At 66.6% G+C, this 18,021-nt stretch carries 20 protein-coding genes and 1 pseudogene; 13 read left to right on the forward strand and 8 right to left on the reverse strand.

Features of this window, described 5'->3' with window-relative positions:
* Positions 1–81 precede the first annotated feature (81 nt).
* The 3 genes from ETR14_RS21580 to ETR14_RS21590 all read left to right on the forward strand — a co-directional run bounded on the left by ETR14_RS21580 (position 82) and on the right by ETR14_RS21590 (position 4,191).
* Positions 82–543, forward strand: coding sequence for a septal ring lytic transglycosylase RlpA family protein (locus tag ETR14_RS21580; protein ID WP_243455630.1), 462 nt, complete (start codon positions 82–84; stop codon positions 541–543).
* 122 nt (positions 544–665) lie between these two features.
* Complete coding sequence (locus ETR14_RS21585; protein ID WP_129388787.1) at positions 666–2,720, forward strand: M13 family metallopeptidase; 2,055 nt, start codon at positions 666–668, stop codon at positions 2,718–2,720.
* Between the two features lie 112 nt (positions 2,721–2,832).
* Positions 2,833–4,191 (forward strand): serine hydrolase, encoded by a 1,359-nt coding sequence (locus ETR14_RS21590; protein ID WP_129388790.1) that lies wholly within the window; start codon positions 2,833–2,835, stop codon positions 4,189–4,191.
* A gap of 141 nt (positions 4,192–4,332) precedes the next feature.
* On the opposite strand, the pseudogene ETR14_RS21595 reads toward ETR14_RS21590, so the two are convergent.
* A pseudogene (locus tag ETR14_RS21595) lies at positions 4,333–5,022 on the reverse strand (endonuclease/exonuclease/phosphatase family protein); the annotation flags it as partial.
* A gap of 51 nt (positions 5,023–5,073) precedes the next feature.
* Entirely contained in the window at positions 5,074–5,397 is a 324-nt protein-coding gene (locus tag ETR14_RS21600; protein WP_129388796.1) for an HPF/RaiA family ribosome-associated protein, read from the reverse strand.
* A 101-nt stretch (positions 5,398–5,498) separates the two neighbouring features.
* On the opposite strand from ETR14_RS21600, the gene radA reads away from it, so the two are divergent.
* From radA to cysS, 3 genes are all read left to right on the forward strand, one after another.
* Positions 5,499–6,869, forward strand: a complete 1,371-nt coding sequence (gene radA / locus ETR14_RS21605) for a DNA repair protein RadA (RefSeq protein WP_129388799.1) — start codon at positions 5,499–5,501, stop codon at positions 6,867–6,869.
* 75 nt (positions 6,870–6,944) lie between these two features.
* Positions 6,945–7,496: a CvpA family protein gene (locus ETR14_RS21610; protein WP_129388802.1), complete on the forward strand. Its 552-nt coding sequence runs from the start codon at positions 6,945–6,947 to the stop codon at positions 7,494–7,496.
* On the forward strand, positions 7,493–8,809 hold the full coding sequence (cysS, locus tag ETR14_RS21615; RefSeq protein WP_165356566.1) for a cysteine--tRNA ligase: 1,317 nt from the start codon (positions 7,493–7,495) through the stop codon (positions 8,807–8,809). The genes ETR14_RS21610 and cysS overlap by 4 nt, the downstream gene beginning before the upstream one ends.
* Before the next feature lie 285 nt (positions 8,810–9,094).
* Here cysS and ETR14_RS21620 read toward each other — a convergent pair whose 3' ends face one another.
* Positions 9,095–9,787, reverse strand: coding sequence for a hypothetical protein (locus ETR14_RS21620; protein WP_129388805.1), 693 nt, complete (start codon positions 9,785–9,787; stop codon positions 9,095–9,097).
* A gap of 106 nt (positions 9,788–9,893) precedes the next feature.
* Between ETR14_RS21620 and ETR14_RS21625 the strand changes: the two genes are divergently transcribed.
* Positions 9,894–10,619: a TetR/AcrR family transcriptional regulator gene (locus ETR14_RS21625; protein ID WP_129388808.1), complete on the forward strand. Its 726-nt coding sequence runs from the start codon at positions 9,894–9,896 to the stop codon at positions 10,617–10,619.
* 68 nt (positions 10,620–10,687) lie between these two features.
* Here ETR14_RS21625 and ETR14_RS21630 read toward each other — a convergent pair whose 3' ends face one another.
* On the reverse strand, positions 10,688–11,344 hold the full coding sequence (locus ETR14_RS21630) for a MarR family winged helix-turn-helix transcriptional regulator (protein ID WP_129388811.1): 657 nt from the start codon (positions 11,342–11,344) through the stop codon (positions 10,688–10,690).
* Positions 11,345–11,451: 107 nt separating this feature from the next.
* On the opposite strand from ETR14_RS21630, the gene ETR14_RS21635 reads away from it, so the two are divergent.
* From ETR14_RS21635 to ETR14_RS21645, 3 genes are read left to right on the forward strand one after another with little or no spacing between them, the layout of a single operon-like run.
* On the forward strand, positions 11,452–12,198 hold the full coding sequence (locus tag ETR14_RS21635) for a hypothetical protein (protein WP_129388814.1): 747 nt from the start codon (positions 11,452–11,454) through the stop codon (positions 12,196–12,198).
* A 51-nt stretch (positions 12,199–12,249) separates the two neighbouring features.
* Positions 12,250–12,495 carry a hexameric tyrosine-coordinated heme protein gene (locus ETR14_RS21640; protein WP_129388817.1) on the forward strand — a complete coding sequence of 82 codons (246 nt, stop codon included), beginning with the start codon at positions 12,250–12,252 and terminating at the stop codon, positions 12,493–12,495.
* Positions 12,492–13,034 carry a TlpA disulfide reductase family protein gene (locus tag ETR14_RS21645; RefSeq protein WP_129388820.1) on the forward strand — a complete coding sequence of 181 codons (543 nt, stop codon included), beginning with the start codon at positions 12,492–12,494 and terminating at the stop codon, positions 13,032–13,034. The genes ETR14_RS21640 and ETR14_RS21645 overlap by 4 nt, the downstream gene beginning before the upstream one ends.
* An 82-nt stretch (positions 13,035–13,116) precedes the next feature.
* Here ETR14_RS21645 and ETR14_RS21650 read toward each other — a convergent pair whose 3' ends face one another.
* From ETR14_RS21650 to ETR14_RS21660, 3 genes are all read right to left on the reverse strand, one after another.
* Positions 13,117–13,329, reverse strand: coding sequence for a DUF4287 domain-containing protein (locus ETR14_RS21650; RefSeq protein ID WP_129388823.1), 213 nt, complete (start codon positions 13,327–13,329; stop codon positions 13,117–13,119).
* A gap of 92 nt (positions 13,330–13,421) precedes the next feature.
* On the reverse strand, positions 13,422–14,243 hold the full coding sequence (locus ETR14_RS21655; protein ID WP_129392242.1) for a protein phosphatase 2C domain-containing protein: 822 nt from the start codon (positions 14,241–14,243) through the stop codon (positions 13,422–13,424).
* A gap of 142 nt (positions 14,244–14,385) precedes the next feature.
* Positions 14,386–15,852, reverse strand: coding sequence for a PAS domain S-box protein (locus ETR14_RS21660; protein ID WP_129388826.1), 1,467 nt, complete (start codon positions 15,850–15,852; stop codon positions 14,386–14,388).
* A gap of 161 nt (positions 15,853–16,013) precedes the next feature.
* Here ETR14_RS21660 and ETR14_RS21665 point away from each other — a divergent pair, with 161 nt between their 5' ends.
* From ETR14_RS21665 to ETR14_RS21675, 3 genes are all read left to right on the forward strand, one after another.
* The gene (locus ETR14_RS21665) at positions 16,014–16,283 is read left to right on the forward strand and encodes a GlsB/YeaQ/YmgE family stress response membrane protein (RefSeq protein ID WP_129388829.1); all 270 of its coding nucleotides are present in this window, start codon (positions 16,014–16,016) and stop codon (positions 16,281–16,283) included.
* Positions 16,284–16,300: 17 nt separating this feature from the next.
* Entirely contained in the window at positions 16,301–16,834 is a 534-nt protein-coding gene (locus ETR14_RS21670; protein WP_129388832.1) for a hypothetical protein, read from the forward strand.
* Between the two features lie 312 nt (positions 16,835–17,146).
* A complete protein-coding gene (locus tag ETR14_RS21675; protein WP_129388835.1) occupies positions 17,147–17,338 on the forward strand; it encodes a hypothetical protein in 192 nt (63 codons plus the stop codon).
* 119 nt (positions 17,339–17,457) lie between these two features.
* Here ETR14_RS21675 and ETR14_RS21680 read toward each other — a convergent pair whose 3' ends face one another.
* Positions 17,458–17,946, reverse strand: a complete 489-nt coding sequence (locus ETR14_RS21680; RefSeq protein WP_129388838.1) for an SgcJ/EcaC family oxidoreductase — start codon at positions 17,944–17,946, stop codon at positions 17,458–17,460.
* Between the last annotated feature and the right edge of the window lie 75 nt (positions 17,947–18,021).

Consider the following 18,021-nt stretch of genomic DNA (forward strand, 5'->3'; position numbering starts at 1 on the left):
AGGTTAGCCCGATCCCATCGTCAACAGCCGAGGGGTTCCCATATGCTTTCTTCGATGCGCAAAGGCGCCACGACCGCCGCCGTGACCGCAGTCCTTGCTGGCCTCCTGGCCACCGGACCGAGCCACGCCGTCGCAGCCGACGCCAGCCGCATCGATGCCGTCGCGACCATTGTCCCGACGTTGGAAGCAGAACCCGCCAGCCCCGTCGCGGTTCCCTCCGAGGACGTAATTCAGCAGCAATTCGAGGCGATTGGCGGCGGCGAAGCGAGCTATTACGGCAAGGAACTCGCCGGCAATCGTACCGCCAGCGGCGAGCGGTTCAACCCAGGCGATCTGACCGCCGCCCACCGCACTCTGCCGCTCGGCACAAAGCTGCGCGTTACCAACAAGGCCAACGGCAAGTCGGTGATCGTTCGCATCAACGATCGCGGTCCGTTCCTGAAGCGCCGCGTGATCGACGTTTCTCTCGCCGCCGCGCGCGAGATCGCGATGCTCGGTGCCGGCAAGGCCCAGGTCAGCCTGGAAATCGTTCGCAACGCCTGACGGTCCCTGCGACAATTGGCCATTCTTGCGGAAATCTTCGGCTAGCTTCGCGCGGCGTCTTTCCAAGGCGAGTGCTGCTGGCTAGACCACCCCCATCGCAAATCGGGTGGGGAAATCCCAATATGATCAAGCACATGATGTTGTCCGGCGCGGCGCTGTTCGCACTCGCCGGAGCCGCCGTTCCCGCTGCCGCCCAGCAGGCGGCCGCCGCCAGGGGCGCGCCGGAGCTCGGCGCCTGGGGTTTCGACCTCACCGGCATGGACAAGAGCGTCAATCCTGGCGACAGCTTCTACGATTACGCCAACGGCAATTGGAACCGCACCACCGAGATTCCGGCGGACCGCTCGAGCTGGGGCGGCTTCGGCGTGCTGCGCGATCTGTCGGATCAGCGCACCCGCGACATTGTCGAGGCGGCGGCGAAGACCAACGCGCCTGCGGGCAGCGTCCAGCGCAAGGTCGGCGATCTCTACGCCAGCTTCATGGACGAAGCGGCGATCGAGAAGGCCGGCCTCACGCCGCTCAAGCCCTTCTTCGCCAAGATCGACGCGATTGCCACGCCGAGCGACCTCGCCCGCGCCTTCGGCGAGGCCAATCGCATGGGCATCTCCACTCCGTTCAGCGCCGGCGTCGAGCAGGATCTGAAGGACAACAGCCAATATGGCGTCTATCTCGGCCAGGGCGGCCTCGGCCTGCCCGACCGCGATTACTATCTCGACGACACCAACCCGAAGTTCGTCGAGACCCGGGCCAAATATCAGACGCACGTCGCGACCATGTTCCGCCTCGCCGGCATTCCCGACGGCGAAGGCAAGGCGAAGCGGATCTACGATCTCGAGAAGAAGATCGCCCAGACTCACTGGACCCGCGCCGAATCGCGCCAGATCGACAAGCTCTACAATCCGGTGCCGACCAATGGGCTCGGCGAGCGCATGCCCGGCTTCGATTGGGCGGCCTACCTCAAGGCGGCGAGCCTCGATCGCCTGCCGCAGGTGATCGCGACCCAGCCGAGCGCCCTCACCGGCGAGGCGAAGCTGGTCGCGAGCGAGCCGCTGCAGACCTGGAAGGACTATCTGACCTTCCGCACCCTGTCCGCCGCCGCCGGGATGTTGCCCAAGGCGATTTCCGACGAGAATTTCGCCTTCTACGGCACCACCCTGTCGGGCACGCCCAAGCAGAAGGATCGCTGGAAGCGCGGCGCCGACGTCGTCAACGGCGCGATGGGCGAGGCGGTGGGTGAGCTCTACGTCGCCAAATATTTCACGCCGGCCGCCAAGGCCAAGGCCGACGAGCTCGTCCGCAACCTGATCCGGGCGATGGATGCCCGCCTGGAGAAGCTGGAGTGGATGGCACCGGAAACCCGGGCCAAGGCGCGCGCCAAGCTCGCCGCCTTCACGCCCAAGATCGGCTACCCCGACAAATGGCGGGATTATTCGGCGCTGGTCGTCAAGCCCGGCGATCCGGTCGGCAATTCGCTGCGCGCGACCGAGTTCGAGTATCTCCGTCAGCTCGGCAAGATCGGCAAGCCGGTCGATCGTAGCGAGTGGGGCATGACTCCGCAGACGGTGAACGCCTACGCCAATCCCTTGCTCAACGAGATCGTGTTCCCGGCGGCGATCCTGCAGCCGCCCTTCTTCGATCCGAATGCGGACGACGCGGTCAATTACGGCGGCATCGGCGCGGTGATCGGCCACGAGATCACCCACCATTTCGACGATCAGGGCAGCAAGTTCGACGCCAAGGGCAATCTCGCCGAATGGTGGGCGCCGACGGACGTAGAGCGGTTCAAGGCGATGACCGCCAAGGTCGTCCAGCAATATGGCGAATATGAGCCGCTGCCCGGCAGCAAGGTCAATGGCGAGCTCACCCTCGGCGAGAACATGGCCGATCTCGCCGGCCTCAACATCGCCTATGATGCCTATCGCCTGAGCCTCAACGGCAAGGAGGCACCGGTGATCGACGGCTATACCGGCGACCAGCGCTTCTTCCTCGGCTTCGGCCAGGTCTGGCGGAACAAGTATCGCGATCCGCTGCTGCTCAACCTGCTGACCACCGATCCGCACTCGCCGGGCCACGTTCGCCCGAACGTCGTCCGCAACTTCGATCCGTGGTACAAGGCGTTCAAGGTTCAAGGCGGAAAGCTGTACCTGAAGCCTGAAGACCGTATCCGGATCTGGTAAGTCCGTGTCCCGGCCGCGGTCGCCCGATGGGTTGATCCCGGCGTCGGGGGTCCGATAGGGGAGAGGCCGGCGGCAGCTGCCGTCGGCCTTCCTCATTTCTCGTTCGATCGGAGTGCGCAAGCTGCCGAAGCGTAAAGTGTCCAAGCCGCGGCCCGCCGGCGTTTCGAAGCCGCTGGTCGGCGGCCTCGTCCTCGTCCTGCTTCTTCTCTGTCTCGTGCTGTGGGTGGCGACGCGGCCGGCACGACAGGAGGAAGCAAGTGGGGCCGACTCCGCTGTCGGTATCTCCAATCAGCAGATCGCCCGGATCGAGGAGCGCCAGCAGGCGGCGGATTCGGTGATCGATTATGCCCGGCTCGACCGCCGGCTGCAGGCGTTGATCGCCGAAGACCAGATGATCGGCATGGCGGTCGGCATCGTCGAGAACGGCCAGATCCGATTCCTCAAGGGCTATGGCGTCACCACCGCCGGCACCACCGATCCGGTCGGCGTCGGCACCCTGTTTCGCTGGGCGTCGGTGTCGAAGGGAGTCGCCGGCGACATGGTCTCGAAGCTTGCTGACGAGGGCAAATTGTCGGTCTACGAGCCGATCGGCAAATATTCGCCCTGGATGCGGCTGCCGGGCGGCATCGAGCAGCGCGCGACCGTCGCCGACATGCTGTCCCACAGCCTCGGTCTCGCCGGCCATGCCTATGACAACAAGCTCGAGGAAGGCGCCGATCCCCGCATGCTCCGCGGTGCTCTGTCCTCGCTCAATCTGATCTGCGCGCCCGGCCAGTGCCATGCCTATCAGAATGTCGCCTATGACGGCGCTTCGGACGTCGTCGAGAAGGTCACCGGCACGCCTTACCAGCAGGCGGTGCGCGACCGCTTGTTCCGGCCGCTGGGCATGACCAGCGCCAATATGAGCCGCGACGGGCTGGTGACGGCCGCGAGCTGGGCGCGTCCGCATGTCGGCGGCAAGCATTCCAAGCCGGTCGAAGTGACCGAGCCATATTACCGTGTGCCCTCGGCGGGCGGGGTCAACAGCACGATCAAGGATCTCGCAATCTGGATGCAGGCGCAGATGGGCCTGGCGCCCAACGTGCTGACGCCCCGTGCGCTCGAAGCGGTGCAGTCGCCGCGTGTGTCGACGCCGGGCGAGCTCGGCCGCATGCGCAAGTTCCGCGAACGGTTGAAGACGGCGAGTTACGGCATGGGCTGGCGGATCTACGATTATGCCGGTCACAAGGTCGTCGGCCATCGCGGCGGCGTGCGCGGCTACCGTTCGCTGGTGATGTTCGATCCGGCGCTCAAATCGGGCGTGGTCGCGCTCTGGAACAGCTCGACCAACCAGCCGGGCGGGCTCGAATTCGAGGTGATGGACATGCTCTACCGGCTCGAACCGCGCGACTGGCTCGGCGTCGACGGGCGCGAGACGCCCGCACAGCCGGCGCCGGAAGCGGTCGGCAACGGCGCCCAGGGCGCCGACTGAGGCAATCGCTCAGCGCTGCCGGCGCGGTAGTCTCGCCGCCGCCAAAGCGGCGCGGTGCCTGCGGGCGGTGCCGAGCAGACGGCTGAACGCGCCGATCCGCGCAGGATGGTGCGGTCGACTCTCCTCCGCGGGATCGTCGCCGACGGTGAGCACCGCCCACACCGGCAGGTGATCGGACGCCTTTCGCGATGTGGCGCTGTCGTGGACGCCGCATTCGGCGATGCCGAGCCCTTTGGTCACCATGATCCGGTCGAGCTGCGCGACCGGTCGGCGGGCGTGGAAGCTGCGGCCCGTATCGGCGAAGCGGCAATGCTGGGCGAAGTCGCGCAGGCAGCCGCTCTGCCGGCTCCACTCGTTGAGATCGCCCATCAGCACCGTCGGCATCGTGCCCTCGCGGGCATGGATATGCTCCAGCACCGTATGCGCCTGGCGCCGCCGCCACAGGCCCGAAAGATCGAGATGCATGCCGACGACGCGCAGCGTTTCGCCCGCCAGCCGGACTTCGGCGAGCACCGCACCACGCGGCTCCAGCGAGGGCAGATGCAGCATCGACTTGTCGACGATTTCCACATCCTTCTTCACCAGCAGGGCGTTGCCGTGCCAGCCCATGCTGCCGTCGCGGGCCTCGAACGGCACCGGCTTGTAGTCGCTATGCTCGTCGAGCAGGTGAAACGGGATCGCGCTTGCGCGGGCGCCGAAGCGGCGGTCCGCCTCCTGCAGCGCGATCACATCGGCATCCAGTTCGTTCAAGACGTCGATCGTGCGGTCCGGCCGCCGGCGGCGATCGGTGCCGATCGCTTTGCGCATGTTGTAGCTGGCGACGCGGATCATCGGCCGTCCTGATGACGTCGGCGGCGCGGCTTCGCAACCCGGACGATGATCTCAGTGGCCCTTTCGATCGCCGAGCTTGCCGAGCTGGTGATCGATGGCACGCACCACCTTCTTGGCCGCGCCGATCACAGCCCGATCGAAATCGGCGCCTTCGTCGATCGCCGCGACCGGCGGGATGCCGTTGATCCGCGCCTCCATGGAACAGCGCAGATCGGCATTGCCGCCGCGCGGGCCGTTGACGTCGGAGACATGGACTTCGACGTCGGTGATCCGCCCTTCGAAGCGGGCGAGACGCTGGCGGATCTGCTCCTCGAGCCTCGTGTCGCGATCATTGTCGCTGGGGATCTGATTGTCGGCGTGGATCTGAATGAACAAGCGCACTCTCCATTGCTGGTAGGGTGTGAATGCGGAGGAGGGGGTGGGCGTTCCCTCGAAAGGGCTGGCTGGAGGCAGCCGGCGCGGCTAACCGTTCGGACATGGCCAAACCCAAGAAGCGCTACGTCTGCCAGGTCTGCGGCTCCGTCCAGAGCCGCTGGCAGGGCCAATGCCCCGATTGCAACGAATGGAACACGCTCGTCGAGGATGCGGGCGGGGTCGTGACGCCCTTCTCGGCGCGGCACAATCTGCGCGGCGGCGGTCAGACCGTCCAGCTCGTCGGGCTCGATTCCGACATCCCGCTGCCGGAGCGGACCAGCACCGGCATTCGCGAATTCGATCGCGCGCTCGGCGGCGGCATCGTGCCGGGTTCCGCCACCCTGATCGGCGGCGATCCGGGCATCGGCAAATCGACCCTTCTGCTGCAGGCGGCGGCGCGGATCGCGGGCCGCGGGCTCGATGTCGCCTACATTTCGGGCGAGGAGGCCACCGACCAGGTGCGCCTGCGCGCCCGTCGCCTGGGCCTCGGCGGCGCCCCCGTGCGGCTCGCCTCGGCGACCTCGGTGCGCGACATCCTGACCACCCTGAGCGAGGGCAAGCCGCCGGCCTTGTTGGTCATCGATTCGATCCAGACCATGCATTCCGATCTGATCGAAGGGGCACCCGGCACGGTCAGCCAGGTCCGCGCCTCGGCCGGCGAGCTGATCCGCTTCGCCAAGGAGACCGGCACCGCCGTCGTCCTCGTCGGCCATGTCACCAAGGACGGATCGATCGCCGGGCCGCGGGTGCTCGAGCATATGGTCGATACCGTCCTGAGCTTCGAGGGCGAGCGAAGCCACCAATATCGTATCCTGCGCGCCGCCAAGAACCGCTTCGGCGGGACCGACGAGATCGGCGTGTTCGCGATGGGCGAGGATGGCCTCGACGAAGTCGGCAACCCTTCCGCGCTGTTCCTCACGCACCGCGGCGAGTCCGTTTCCGGCGCGGTGGTGTTCCCAGCGCTGGAAGGCACGCGCCCGGTGCTGGTCGAGATCCAGGCGCTGACCGTGCGTCTCGCCAGCGGCGCGACCCCGCGGCGTGCGGTGGTCGGCTGGGATTCGGGGCGGCTGGCGATGATCCTTGCGGTGCTGGAGGCGCGCTGCGGGCTCAGCTTCTCGACCGCCGAAGTCTATCTCAACATCGCCGGCGGCTACCGGATCAGCGACCCCGCCGCCGACCTTGCGGTGGCCGCGGCCCTGGTGTCGGCTTTGTCCGAACGCCCGGTTGCGGCGGAGGCGGTGGCGTTCGGCGAAGTTGCCCTGTCGGGCGAACTGCGCCCGGTCTCCCACGGCGGCCTGCGGCTCAAGGAAGCGGCCAAGCTCGGCTTCGAGCGCGCCTGGGTGCCGTCGACGCTGAAGGAGGAGAAAGGCGGGCTGGCGCTGACCGGCTTCCGAACTTTGGGCGAAATGGTCGACGCTCTGCTCGGGCGTTGAGGCCTCCTCTCCCCTGAAGGTAAGAGGAGGAGGTAAGCCTTCCCCTTGCCGCATTCCTCGATTAGCAACCGCAGCATGACCGCGCTCGACATCGTCATTCTTCTCCTTGTCGGTGGCGGCCTCGTCACGGGCTGGTTCAAGGGCTTCGTCGGCGAAGTGCTGACCCTGGCCGCGTGGGTCGTCGCCATCGTCTTCCTCAAATTGCTGCACGAGCCGGTGACCAACGCGCTCGAGGGCAGCGTCGGCACGCATTCGGGCGCCGCCGTGCTCGCCTTCGCACTGGTGTTCGGGATCACCTTCCTGATCGGCAAGCTCGTCGCCCGTCAGATCGGCGGCGGCGTCAAGAAGTCGGTGGTCGGACCGGTGGACCGGTTTCTCGGGGCGGGCTTCGGCGCCTTGAAGGGGCTGATCATCGGCACCTTGCTCTATCTCGGCGCCAACCTCGTCTACGACACGATCTGGGGCCGCGAGTCCGTGCGGCCGGAATGGATGGCGAAGTCGCGTTCCTATCCCCTGCTGTCGGCGAGCGGGCGGGCGATCGTCGACTTCGTCGAGTGGCGGCGCGGCCGTCCGGTCGACCCGCGCTACAAGCAGGCGCCGGCCAACGAGAGCGCGGAAAGCCAATGATCGAGCTTCGTTTCCACGACACGATGGCGCGCGAGAAGCGCGTCTTCGTCCCCGCCAATCCCGAACGCGTGACGATGTATGTCTGCGGGCCGACCGTCTACAATCGGGCCCATATCGGCAACGCCCGCCCAGCGGTCGTGTTCGACGTTCTCGCCCGTCTGCTCCGCCACGTCTATGGCGAGGAGAAGCTGGTCTACGCCCGCAACGTCACCGACATCGAGGACAAGATCATCGATGCGGCGCGTAGCGAGGGTGTCGAGCCGGCCGTCATCACCGATCGCTTCGAGCGCTATTATCTGGGCGACATGGGCGCGCTCGGCGTTCGCGCGCCGACGATCGCGCCGCACGCCACCGACCATATCGGCGAGATGATCGCGATGATCGGGCGCCTGATCGATGACGGCTTCGCCTACGAGGCCGACGGCCACGTCCTCTTCCACGTCCCCGCCGATCCCGATTACGGCGCGCTCGGACGCCGCGACCGCGAGGCGATGATTGCCGGCGCGCGCGTCGAGATCGCGTCCTACAAGAAGGATCCGGCCGACTTCGTTTTGTGGAAGCCGTCCGACCCGCAGGTGATCGGATGGGAGAGCCCGTGGGGCAGGGGACGTCCCGGCTGGCATATCGAATGCTCGGCGATGATCGAACGCCATCTCGGCGAGACGATCGACATCCATGGCGGCGGGCTCGACCTCATCTTCCCCCACCACGAGAACGAGATCGCCCAGAGCCGCTGCGCCCACCGGGGCGCGCCGCTCGCCCGTTACTGGCTGCACAACGGCTTCCTGTCGATGGCGGGCTCCGAGAAGATGTCGAAGAGCCTCGGCAACGTCGTGCTGGTCGGCGATCTGCTCGGCGAAGGGCATAAGGGCGAAGCCTTGCGTCTTGCCTTGCTCTCCGCCCATTATCGCCAGCCGCTCGACTGGTCGGCGCAGCTGATCGCCCAGAGTAAGTCGACATTGGACCGCCTCTACCGCGCTGCGGGCGACGCTGCGCCGGGCGCAATCGACGAGGGCGTGCTGGCCGCGCTCGCCGACGATCTCAACACCCCCTTGGCGCTGTCGCGCCTGTCCGCGCTCGACGACCCGGCAACGCTCAAGGCCTCGGCCAATCTCCTCGGCCTGCTCACCGACAGCGCCTCCGCCTGGTTCCAGGGCGAGGGCGATTCCCGCATCGACGCCCTGGTCGCGGCACGGACCGAAGCAAAGAAGGCGCGTGACTTCGCCGAGGCCGACCGCATCCGCGCCGCGCTGGCGGCGGAGGGCATTCTGCTGGAGGACGGCGCCGGCGGAACGACCTGGCGGCGGGCCTGACCAAAGGAACGAAGCCACGGTCCGTAAACCGGCGACCGTAATGACCGTAAATACGGCAGATTTTGATGTCGGTCCGAACCCTCGCAGACACGTGCCGTGTCTGAAGCCCAGCCACGGCACGGCGGCGGCGGCAGACTTCGCCTGCCGCCGCACGGCCTTCTTTTCACAGCTTCAAAGAATGCGAGACGATTTCCACAGGGCTTCAACCGACTCCTAGCACAAACATGCGAATATCGCAACATAAGATTGCGCGTCGGCGGCAACATGCTTGGCGGCTGTGGAGCTCTAACCAGCTTGCGAAGATTGCGGGTGCTTCGTCCGACCGCTCTCACTCTGCGGGACGTCAGTGCTCCTGCGAAGCACGCAGACGCTCGCCGCCAGGATCCACCAGATGATCAGGCTGCCGGCGAGCGCCGAATTGCCCCAGCCATGGGCAGAGTAGAAGTGGGTGGGATCGGTGCCGAAGAAGAGCGACGGCAGGAAGCCGAGGTTCACGGCGCCGATCGCCAGCCCGAGCCAGCCGAGCCAGCTTGGGAAGGCTCGGCTTTGCAGGACGGCATGGCTGACGGACACGAGATACAAAGCGGTAAGAAGGCGCTTCACCGAACCGTGGGCCAGCATGTTGGCAGCCGCCAGAGGCCCGTCGATGGTCGGATCGACGGTGCCGGACGGATCGGCGAAGACCACACCCGCCTCGTTGCAGAGCGCGAACAGGCCGACCGCCACGAACAGCAACCCGGCATTGCGGCTGAGTGACAGCGCGAAGGTGGCCTCCGCCGTCACCGTGCTGAGCAGATGGTGGAACCCGGCCATGAAGACGATGATCGCGGCGAAGCTGAGCAGCGCGAGGAAGGTGCGGGCGAGCACGTTCCCGGAAGGCGGTGCCCCCGCATGGGCGAAGTAGAGCGCAATGGTGGCGACAGTGACGATCACCGCGAACAGGCCGGCGACTGCCGTCAGTCCTCGCACTTCCCGCATCGATGGCCCTCCTGACTGCTAAATGCGTATATCATACGCCATTAAGGGTCAATCCTGATGTTGCCCGTCGCCGATCGCTCGTCCAGATCGTGTGGGGGAGAATGGGATGAACGAGAACATGGCGGAGGAGGGTGTTTCGACCGTGTTCGATCTCCTCTGGGCGGCGGATCGCGGACGGAAGCGCGGCCCCAAGCCGAGGCTGACGCGCGAGGCTGTGGTCGCGGCGGCAATCGATGTCGCCGACCGGGAGGGCCTCGAGGCGGTGACCATGCAGCGGCTTGCCCGGGCTCTCAACTCGAAGCCGATGACGCTCTACCGGCATGTTCCAAGCAAGGAGGCGCTGACTGAGCTGATGTGGGATGCCGCCCTGGGTGCAGCCCCGCTGTTGCCGGACGACGATTGGCGCCAGGCGTTGAAAGGCTGGGCTGCGGCAAGCTTCGAAAGCCTCGAACGCCATCCCTGGATGATCGAGCTGGTCGGGTCGATCCGGTCGGTGGGCCCGGGCTGGACCGCTTGGCTGGAGGCGGGCCTCGCCGGAATGCGGGCCCTGAAGCTCGGCACCGGCGAGAAGCTGGCGGTCCTGACCCTGATCGACGGCCATCTGCGGTCTGCGGCGCGGCTTCGCTTTGGGATCAAGGCATCCCCTGAATGGGCTGCGGATTTCGGCCACATGGTTCAGCGCGTCTCGGCAGACGCTTCGTTTCCGATGCTCGCCGCCTTGGCGCGGAACGCCAACGGCCCCGACGAGGACATGTCGCTCGGCGACATGTTCACCTTTGGGTTGGACCGGATTCTCGACGGTGTGGGCGCCTTCGCAGAGCGGCGCGCCTGACGCGCTAGGTTGCGGCGCCGGTCACGTCGGAGCCCCGTCGTGACGTTCGTCTATCCAAAAGTTCCGAACTACGCGCCTGCCGGCGCAGTGAAGCGCGCCCAGGCTTCGTCGCGCTGCTCGGCGGGCGCCTGGTCCTGTTCGGGGCAGTTGAGGCGCAGGTGCCGGTCGGCGAAGGGCGCGTCGACGAAGGCGCAATGGTGCGGCGTCGGCGATCCGGGATGGGCGTAGGGCCGGAAATGCCGGCAGGTCACGCACATACGCTGCACCGGAATGTCGCCATTTTCCTGGAGGGCCCGGATGATCTTGACCAGCGCGCGCAGGAACCCCGCCTGCTCCTGCGGATCCAGAGTCTCGACTGCATCGACGAGGAAATCTGGCCAGTCCGCGGTGCGGAGCGCGACGGCCTCTCCTTGAGCGGTCAGCTTGAGGGTGAGCGAGCGGCGATCGGCGCCGGCCGCCTTTTCGGCGAGTTGCTTGGCAACGAGCGCGGCCACGGCCTCGCTCGCGGTCGGGGCAGACACGCCGAGAAGATGCGCGAGGGCCGCAAGCTTCATGCCCTGCGGCGCCTCGCGAAGCAGGGCGAGTGCCTGTCCCTGCGTCGGCGTTACCCCCGCCGATCCCGCACCCTTCCAGGCGCGACTGCGCAGCACCAGCCCGATCTTGGCCAGGCCCGCGGTGACCCGGCGGGACAAAGGTTCGCTTATCGAGTCGAAAATGGCGGTCAATGTTCGGACTCCTAACAATCTACTTGCATGCACATCAGGCGGTGAGTATTAGCACTCCTAACGATCGTGTCGACGCATGATGCGGTTCGGCAAGCAGGGAGAAGACGATGACTCGATTCTTGAACGCGCGACGCTCGGCGAGGGCCGGTGCGATCATGAGCCTCGCTCTGGCGGCGGGCGTCTCCGCCCACGACATCAAGGGCACGAAGGGCAATGCGGCGAAGCCCGACTTCGACATCGTGCACACCAGCATCACGCGCGCCGGCGACGATCTCGTGTTCAGCATGGCGGTGAGCGGCAAGGCCGGGGCAAGTCGTCCGACCCCATCGGGCAAGCTCGCCGGTTCCAGCGTCTATTCCTACGTGTGGCCGACCAGCCTGAATTCGGGCGCGATCGGCTTTGAGGAGGATCAGGGCATCCTCGCCTTCGCCGTCACCTCTCACCCCGATTTCGACGACACCCCCCTCTACGACGAGAATGGCGACGGGGACAAAGCCAATGACGGTAACCTCTGGCACAGCCACTGGGTGGTGCTGGTGCCGGACGAGAGCTGCGGCAAGGGCGCGCTCAAGATCCGGGACATCGAGGAAGGGGCCAAACCGAGGCTGCCGAGCACCTGGCCGGGCCTTCCGATCCTGATCGACAGCCCCGCCTACAAACCCGATCTTGCCGGCGCGAGAGTCGTCGTGCGGGTGCCTGCGGCGGCGCTTGGAGACACCAAGGACATTCGATTCGATGGAGTCACCGCGGGGCTGCGCATCAACGCTTCGGTTCATGCGCCGCTGGCCTGCGTCGCAGATGTCTTCGACATTGCTAGCGGCGACCTCAGTCTGCCGGGGCGCGTGATGAAGTAGGGCCGTCACTCCGGCGACCATCAATCCATTCCTGTCGAAGCGAGGCATATCATGAGCGGCTCCGATCCTTTCACCCTGATCACTCCAACTCCGGAAGCGGGTTTCGACCTCGCGGTCCGGCTCGCCCGGCTGGCGGTGAAGATGACACAGCCTTCTCCCGAAATCCGCACCCGGCTGCGCGCGGCCTACGAACAGGACAGCGAGCAACTGATCGCGGCCAGTCAGGTCACGGCCACCCACTTCCAGACGATTGCCGCCGCCAATGAGTATTGGCGTGTCGCCGGAGAGATCAGGTGACCGGCGCCGGCACGGCAGCACCGCCCTGGGACGTTGTCCAATGGTTCAACACCGAACGGCCGCTCGTGCTCGACGCGCTGCGCGGACGGGTGATCGTGCTCGGTGCGTTCCAGATGCTCTGCCCAGGTTGTGTCGAGCACAGCATTCCGCAGCTGAAACGCGTCCATGACCTGTTCCCGTCAGGCGATGTGGCGGTGATCGGGCTCCACACCGTCTTCGAGCATCACGACGCGATGGGGCCGACATCCTTGCGCGCGTTCCTGCATGAATACCGCGTCGGCTTTCCGGTTGGGATCGACCGGCCCGGCGGCGGCGGCGATCCGACGCCGCTGACCATGCGCGCCTACGGCCTGCAGGGGACTCCGACGACGATTCTGATCGATCGGGATGGCCGCTTGAGGCGCCAGACCTTTGGCCATCTCTCCGACCTCCAACTCGGCGCAGAGATCATGGCGCTGATCGGTGAGGGCGCAGCAATGACCGAGCAAACCGGATCGGCGGCTAATGTCTGTTCAACGACGGGCTGCGAAATGGTGTGAACCGCTCCGGCCGAACTCGGGCGGCAGCAAGGCGGAGGAGCCGACGATAAAGCGTCCCCGTCTGCTGCCGATCCAGCGCGGCTCAGGCCTTGTCTGCGGCGAGCGTGTGCGCCACCACCGCGTTGGCATGGCCATGGCCCATGCCGTGCTCGTTCTTCAGCATGGCGACGAGCTCCATATGTTTGGCAGGCATGTTCGCACGCACGAGCGCCTGCCACTCGGCGATCGGGCGGCCGTATTTCTTCTCGATCGAGGGGAAGTAAGAGGCAGGTCCTTTGACCGGTTCGTCCGGCATGGTTCGAAACTCCCGTGCGCAGCTTTCTGCCGGCATGATTGCGTCTATCGTCCCGAACCGCAATGCGCTTGCGCGCTTGGGCCCGAAGTGTCTCAAGCCCCGATGCGCAGCCAGAGGGCGGTGGCGTCGTCGGAGGACTTGAACCGGGGATAGCGGGTGCAGGCGGTGTCGTCCTGCTCGATGGCTCTCAGCTCGACGCCGACCTGGGCGAGACCGCGGGCGCGGACCGCCGCGAACAGGCCAGCGGCGTCGAATGCGGCATAATCGTCGATCAGGGTCGCGTAGCCGTCGCTCATCAGCAGCAATTCGTCGCCGGGGGCGCAGGGCAGGTGGACGAATTCGGGCCGGATCAAAGCGGGGTCGACGCTGAGCACGCGCAGGCCAGGGCGGCCGCGGGTCGCGCGCAAATTCTCGAGGATGGGCTCGGAGCGCTTGACGCTGCCGAGACCGTGCTCGGCAAGGCTTGCGGCACGGGCGGCTTCGGCCGCACGGCCGTCCGCCGCCGGGCCAAGCCGGATCACCGTGCCGTCGCGCCACAGCAAGGCGGCGCAGTCCCCGAGCCAGCCGATCGCGAGGCCGCTTTCGCCGACGAGGATCGCAAGGGCGGAGGCGAGGGGCAATTCCCATCGGCCTTCCGGCTCCCGCCGGCGGTCGCGGCCCCAGGCGGCAAGAACGTGGGCGGCAACATCGCCGAACAGTGCCTTGATCGAGCGGGCGTGCGACGCCGCAAATGCCGCCTGCGCCTCTCCCGCAAGCCAGGCCGCGCCACCCTGCGTTCCAACCAGCCCGGCCGGGCCGAGATCGGTGGCGCCGTCGATCACCCAGGCGTGCTGGCGGGCGGCGCCGACACGGTCGTCATTGGGCGTGCCGACATGGCCGGCGAGGCTGATCGACTGGAGCAGGTTCAGGTGCATGCGCACCGGCTTACACAGGCTTTGTGACACCGCGCATCATCAATCGGATAGGTCCGGCAAGACGCAGCAACGGATTTGGGAAGGGTGAGCGCCGAACCGGCCCCTGAGAAGCGAACCGGGTCAAGATCGTCGATCCTGCCGCTCACCCACGCGTTCCCATGCCGCGTTCGCGACCCCAAACGACGGCGCCGCTGCGCCGATTGACGCCGATCTTGGCGTAGAGCCTGGCGACGTGATTGCGCACCGTGTTGCGCGCGATCCCGAGGCGCTCGGCGATCGCATCGTCGTCCAGATCGTCGCAGATCAGATCGAGGATCTCGCGCTCCCGGGGACTGAGCTCGATCGCGGCCGCGCGAGTCTCGGGGCGACGCAGGGTCGCCAGCTTGTCGAGGATGGCGTGGCTGAGCCAGCTCGCGTCCTTCATCACCTCGTCGATCGCGTCGGCGAGTTCGGCTTCGCTGCGCCGGCGCTCGGTAACGTCCTGGTAAAGCCAGAGCACGCAGGGTGCGCCCTCGACGCTGATCGTTTCCGCCGACACGGTGCAGTCGACGGGAACGCCGTTCCGCGACACCAGGCGCCCGTCCGCGTTGCGGATGCTTCCCTGTTCGCTCAGTGCTCGTTCGAGCGCCTCGCGGCGTGTGGAACTTTCCCAAAGCTGCAAGTCATGGGCGGTGCGGCCGACGGCGTCGTCGCCGCCATAGTCGGTGAGGCGTCGGAATGCGGCATTGACCCTGGAGATGCGGTGATCGGCGTCGCGGGTCACCATCATCGCCACCGGGGCCATTTCGAACACGGCGGCCAAGTGCTGCTCGCTGGCGGCGAGCGCCGCCTCCGCCTGACGCCTCGGCTCGAGATCGGCGAAGGTGAGAAGAAGCGCATCCTCCTCGGTCACGTCGATCGGCTGTCCCGCGAACAGCACCAACCGCCGCGACCCGTCGGCGGTGAGCAGCTCCGATGTGGATTGCGGCACGACCTCACCGGCGTCGACCCGCTGCCTGAACCCCTCCGCGTCGGAGACGGATCCGAGCAGATCCAGCCCGAACAGGGTCTTGCCCTTGAGCTGCTCCGGAGTGAAGCCGGTAAGTGCGATGAAGCCGGGATTGGCCTCGATGATCCGCTGGTCGCTAAGCCGGACGACGATCGCGGGCGCAGGATTGGCGTTGAACATCGCCTTGAAGCGGACCTCGGCATCGAACTGCTCGGAAATGTCGGTGATGACGAGGGCAAGATAGTCCGGATCGCCGCCGTCCACATCCATGACGACGTCGCGCACCTGATGGACCCATCGCACCTGATCGTCACCCGCCGGGGACACCTGGACGATCAGATCGGGGAAACTATCGCCTGCCAGGAGGCGGAAGAGCGGATATTCGCGGTGCTTGAGCGGACGATGCTCGCGTGACCGCAATGCGAAACGCTGCGCATAATCTTCGGCGGTCGTCCCGAGAGCTTCGAGCGTTCGAACGCCGTGCATGCGCAGCGCCGCGTCATTGGCACTGAGGATGGTGCCTGCGAGATCGATCAGAATCACCCCGTCGAGCAGCTGGGCCATAAGCTGCTCGAGGTGGCGCAAAGTCGGCTGGTGGCGGACGGGAGACGAAGGCGGCATCGAGGCTAAGCGCTCGACTTCAGCTGCTGTTCCGGCGGAGAATACCAGCGGCCCTGGTGCTGTGGCACTACATCCGTGGGCTGACGATCCTGCCTGCCATGAACATTCGATCGAGGGCGCCCGTTTCCACCGCCATCACGCACCATGCGAAGGGAACATTCATGGGCATCATTCTGCTTCTTGTCGTCGGTGGTCTGATCGGCTGGGTTGCGAGCCTGATCATGCGCACCGACGGGCAACAGGGGATCATCCTCAATGTCGTCGTCGGCATCGTCGGGGCTCTGCTCGCCGGCTTCATCGTCACCCCGCTGATCGGCGGCGCGCCGATCACCAGCGGCGAGCTCAGCATCCAGTCCGTCCTCGTGTCGCTGATCGGCGCGGTCGTGCTGCTCGCGATCGTCAACCTTTTTCGCCGCGGGTCGGTTCGTTGATTTCTGGAGACAAGATCATGAGCAAGCATCTGGCCTCGGCCATCTTCGACAGCCACGCCGAAGCGGAACGCGCGATCGCGGAGCTGCGCAGCGCCGGCGTTCCCGATCGGGCGCTCTCGGTCGTTACCGGTGCCGACGGCCTGCCCGACGGTCCGGAGGGCAGCGATGATGCATCGCACGCGCACCACGGCAACGTACTGCGCGGGATCCTGGGCGGCGGTGCGCTCGGCGCCGGGCTGGGGGTGGCGGCGCTTGCGATCCCCGGCGTCGGCCCGCTGGTCGCCGCGGGGGCGATCGCCGCCTCCGCCGTACCAGGTGCGATGGCGATCGGTGCTGCCGCCGGCGCCGCTGCGGGAACCCTGAACGAGACCCTGATGAAGCATGGCATCGATCAGGAAGACGCCGATTATTACGGCGAACGCCTCGGCCGGGGCGGGATCCTCGTGTCCGTGGACTCCGCCGCCGCTGACCTTGCTCCCGAAACCGCGAGCGACATCCTGTACCGTAACGGCGGCCACAGCTCGCGGCGGTCGCGCGTGTCGACCCTGTAAGCGTATCGACCTTGTAAGCGTGCCGGCCGGGCGACATTCGTGTCGCTCGGCCACTTTTTTCACGCGCACCCTTCGACAGCGGCGGACCTGTGTCCGCGACAAACAGGTCGCTTTGGCAAGATCAGCTTGCGAGGGCCTGCAGCCGCACCGCAGCCGCTTTGGACGCTTCCGGCTACCTTTGACCGAACTTTTCAGGGTCACGGGCGCAGCGACGTCAGACTGCTGCGGACCGCCAAGCACGCAGGAGCCTACGGAATGCTACGGATTTCCGGCGTTACCAACTCGTGACCAGAAGTATGCGATCAGAAGCGCATGGAACGCGCTTATCTCATCGGTTCGATCATTGCGGCCGGCAGCACCGGATCGATGGATCTGCTCGTCGACAATCCGCTGTGGCCGGCGCTGTTTTCGGCATTGCTCGCGATCCTGCTGATGCGGCGGGCGCTGCGCCAGGTGTCGCCGTTCATCGCCAGCCCAGCCGAGGCCGGTCGCAAGGGCCGCTAGGCGGGTCTTCCTTCCGCCTGCGTGCGGGGGCAGCGGCTGCGGCCGCGCTTCGGGACAAAAGGCGTTCAGCGCTTCAACCGGCAGGCGTGCGCCGCAACGGCCTTCGCGACCGTGCGACGCTAATCCGTATGATGTCCCCGTTTAGGGCGCTCAGGCGGCGGGTGATCGGCGGCCTGCTGGAGCTCCCGGGTCAGGGCCGCAGCGTCGTCCGGCCGGCCGTGAAATGCCGCCGGCGTGTTCTGGAAGAGTTCGATCTTCCAGGCTCCATTGTGCCTGTGGGCAACGAGCGACTGGATGGCGTTGACCTCGGGCTTGATCTGCCGTGCGCCGGGCGGGATCATTCCGGCGACGGCGCGCAACAGCAGCGCGTCGGAGCCGATCGCGCGAATTTCGCGGACGATCGTTACGAAACGGGCGGTCGGATGGTCCCTGAAGATCGGGGCGAGCGCCGCTTCGATCGCGTGCGGGCCGTCGAAGGCGCTGCCGTCGAAGCCGATCTGGCTTCCATGCGGCGCGTAGAGGGCGGCCATGGCCCCTGCGTCACGTTCATTCCAGGCGCCGATCAGGGATTCATACAGAGCAAGGACCGGGCCACGCTCGTCTGTCATTTCCAGGCCTCCTCCTTTGTCCGGGTTGCTGCGCTGCACGGGCCGCGGGTTCGATGCGAGAACAGCGCGCTACGC

The sequence above is a fragment of the Sphingosinicella sp. BN140058 genome (genome assembly GCF_004135585.1).
Lineage (GTDB): Bacteria > Pseudomonadota > Alphaproteobacteria > Sphingomonadales > Sphingomonadaceae > Allosphingosinicella.

What these genes read in the sequence shown, in the direction of transcription:
- ETR14_RS21665 (WP_129388829.1), top strand. Translation starts at nt 16,014, where the DNA reads ATGGGCATCATTCTGCTTCTTGTCGTCGGTGGTCTGATCGGCTGGGTT.
- ETR14_RS21640 (WP_129388817.1), top strand. Translation starts at nt 12,250, where the DNA reads ATGAGCGGCTCCGATCCTTTCACCCTGATCACTCCAACTCCGGAAGCG.
- radA (WP_129388799.1), top strand. Translation starts at nt 5,499, where the DNA reads ATGGCCAAACCCAAGAAGCGCTACGTCTGCCAGGTCTGCGGCTCCGTC.
- ETR14_RS21680 (WP_129388838.1), bottom strand. Translation starts at nt 17,946, where the DNA reads ATGACAGACGAGCGTGGCCCGGTCCTTGCTCTGTATGAATCCCTGATC.
- ETR14_RS21650 (WP_129388823.1), bottom strand. Translation starts at nt 13,329, where the DNA reads ATGCCGGACGAACCGGTCAAAGGACCTGCCTCTTACTTCCCCTCGATC.
- ETR14_RS21625 (WP_129388808.1), top strand. Translation starts at nt 9,894, where the DNA reads ATGAACGAGAACATGGCGGAGGAGGGTGTTTCGACCGTGTTCGATCTC.
- ETR14_RS21655 (WP_129392242.1), bottom strand. Translation starts at nt 14,243, where the DNA reads ATGCACCTGAACCTGCTCCAGTCGATCAGCCTCGCCGGCCATGTCGGC.
- ETR14_RS21660 (WP_129388826.1), bottom strand. Translation starts at nt 15,852, where the DNA reads ATGCCGCCTTCGTCTCCCGTCCGCCACCAGCCGACTTTGCGCCACCTC.
- ETR14_RS21670 (WP_129388832.1), top strand. Translation starts at nt 16,301, where the DNA reads ATGAGCAAGCATCTGGCCTCGGCCATCTTCGACAGCCACGCCGAAGCG.
- ETR14_RS21675 (WP_129388835.1), top strand. Translation starts at nt 17,147, where the DNA reads ATGGAACGCGCTTATCTCATCGGTTCGATCATTGCGGCCGGCAGCACC.
- ETR14_RS21610 (WP_129388802.1), top strand. Translation starts at nt 6,945, where the DNA reads ATGACCGCGCTCGACATCGTCATTCTTCTCCTTGTCGGTGGCGGCCTC.
- cysS (WP_165356566.1), top strand. Translation starts at nt 7,493, where the DNA reads ATGATCGAGCTTCGTTTCCACGACACGATGGCGCGCGAGAAGCGCGTC.
- ETR14_RS21585 (WP_129388787.1), top strand. Translation starts at nt 666, where the DNA reads ATGATCAAGCACATGATGTTGTCCGGCGCGGCGCTGTTCGCACTCGCC.
- ETR14_RS21620 (WP_129388805.1), bottom strand. Translation starts at nt 9,787, where the DNA reads ATGCGGGAAGTGCGAGGACTGACGGCAGTCGCCGGCCTGTTCGCGGTG.
- ETR14_RS21635 (WP_129388814.1), top strand. Translation starts at nt 11,452, where the DNA reads ATGACTCGATTCTTGAACGCGCGACGCTCGGCGAGGGCCGGTGCGATC.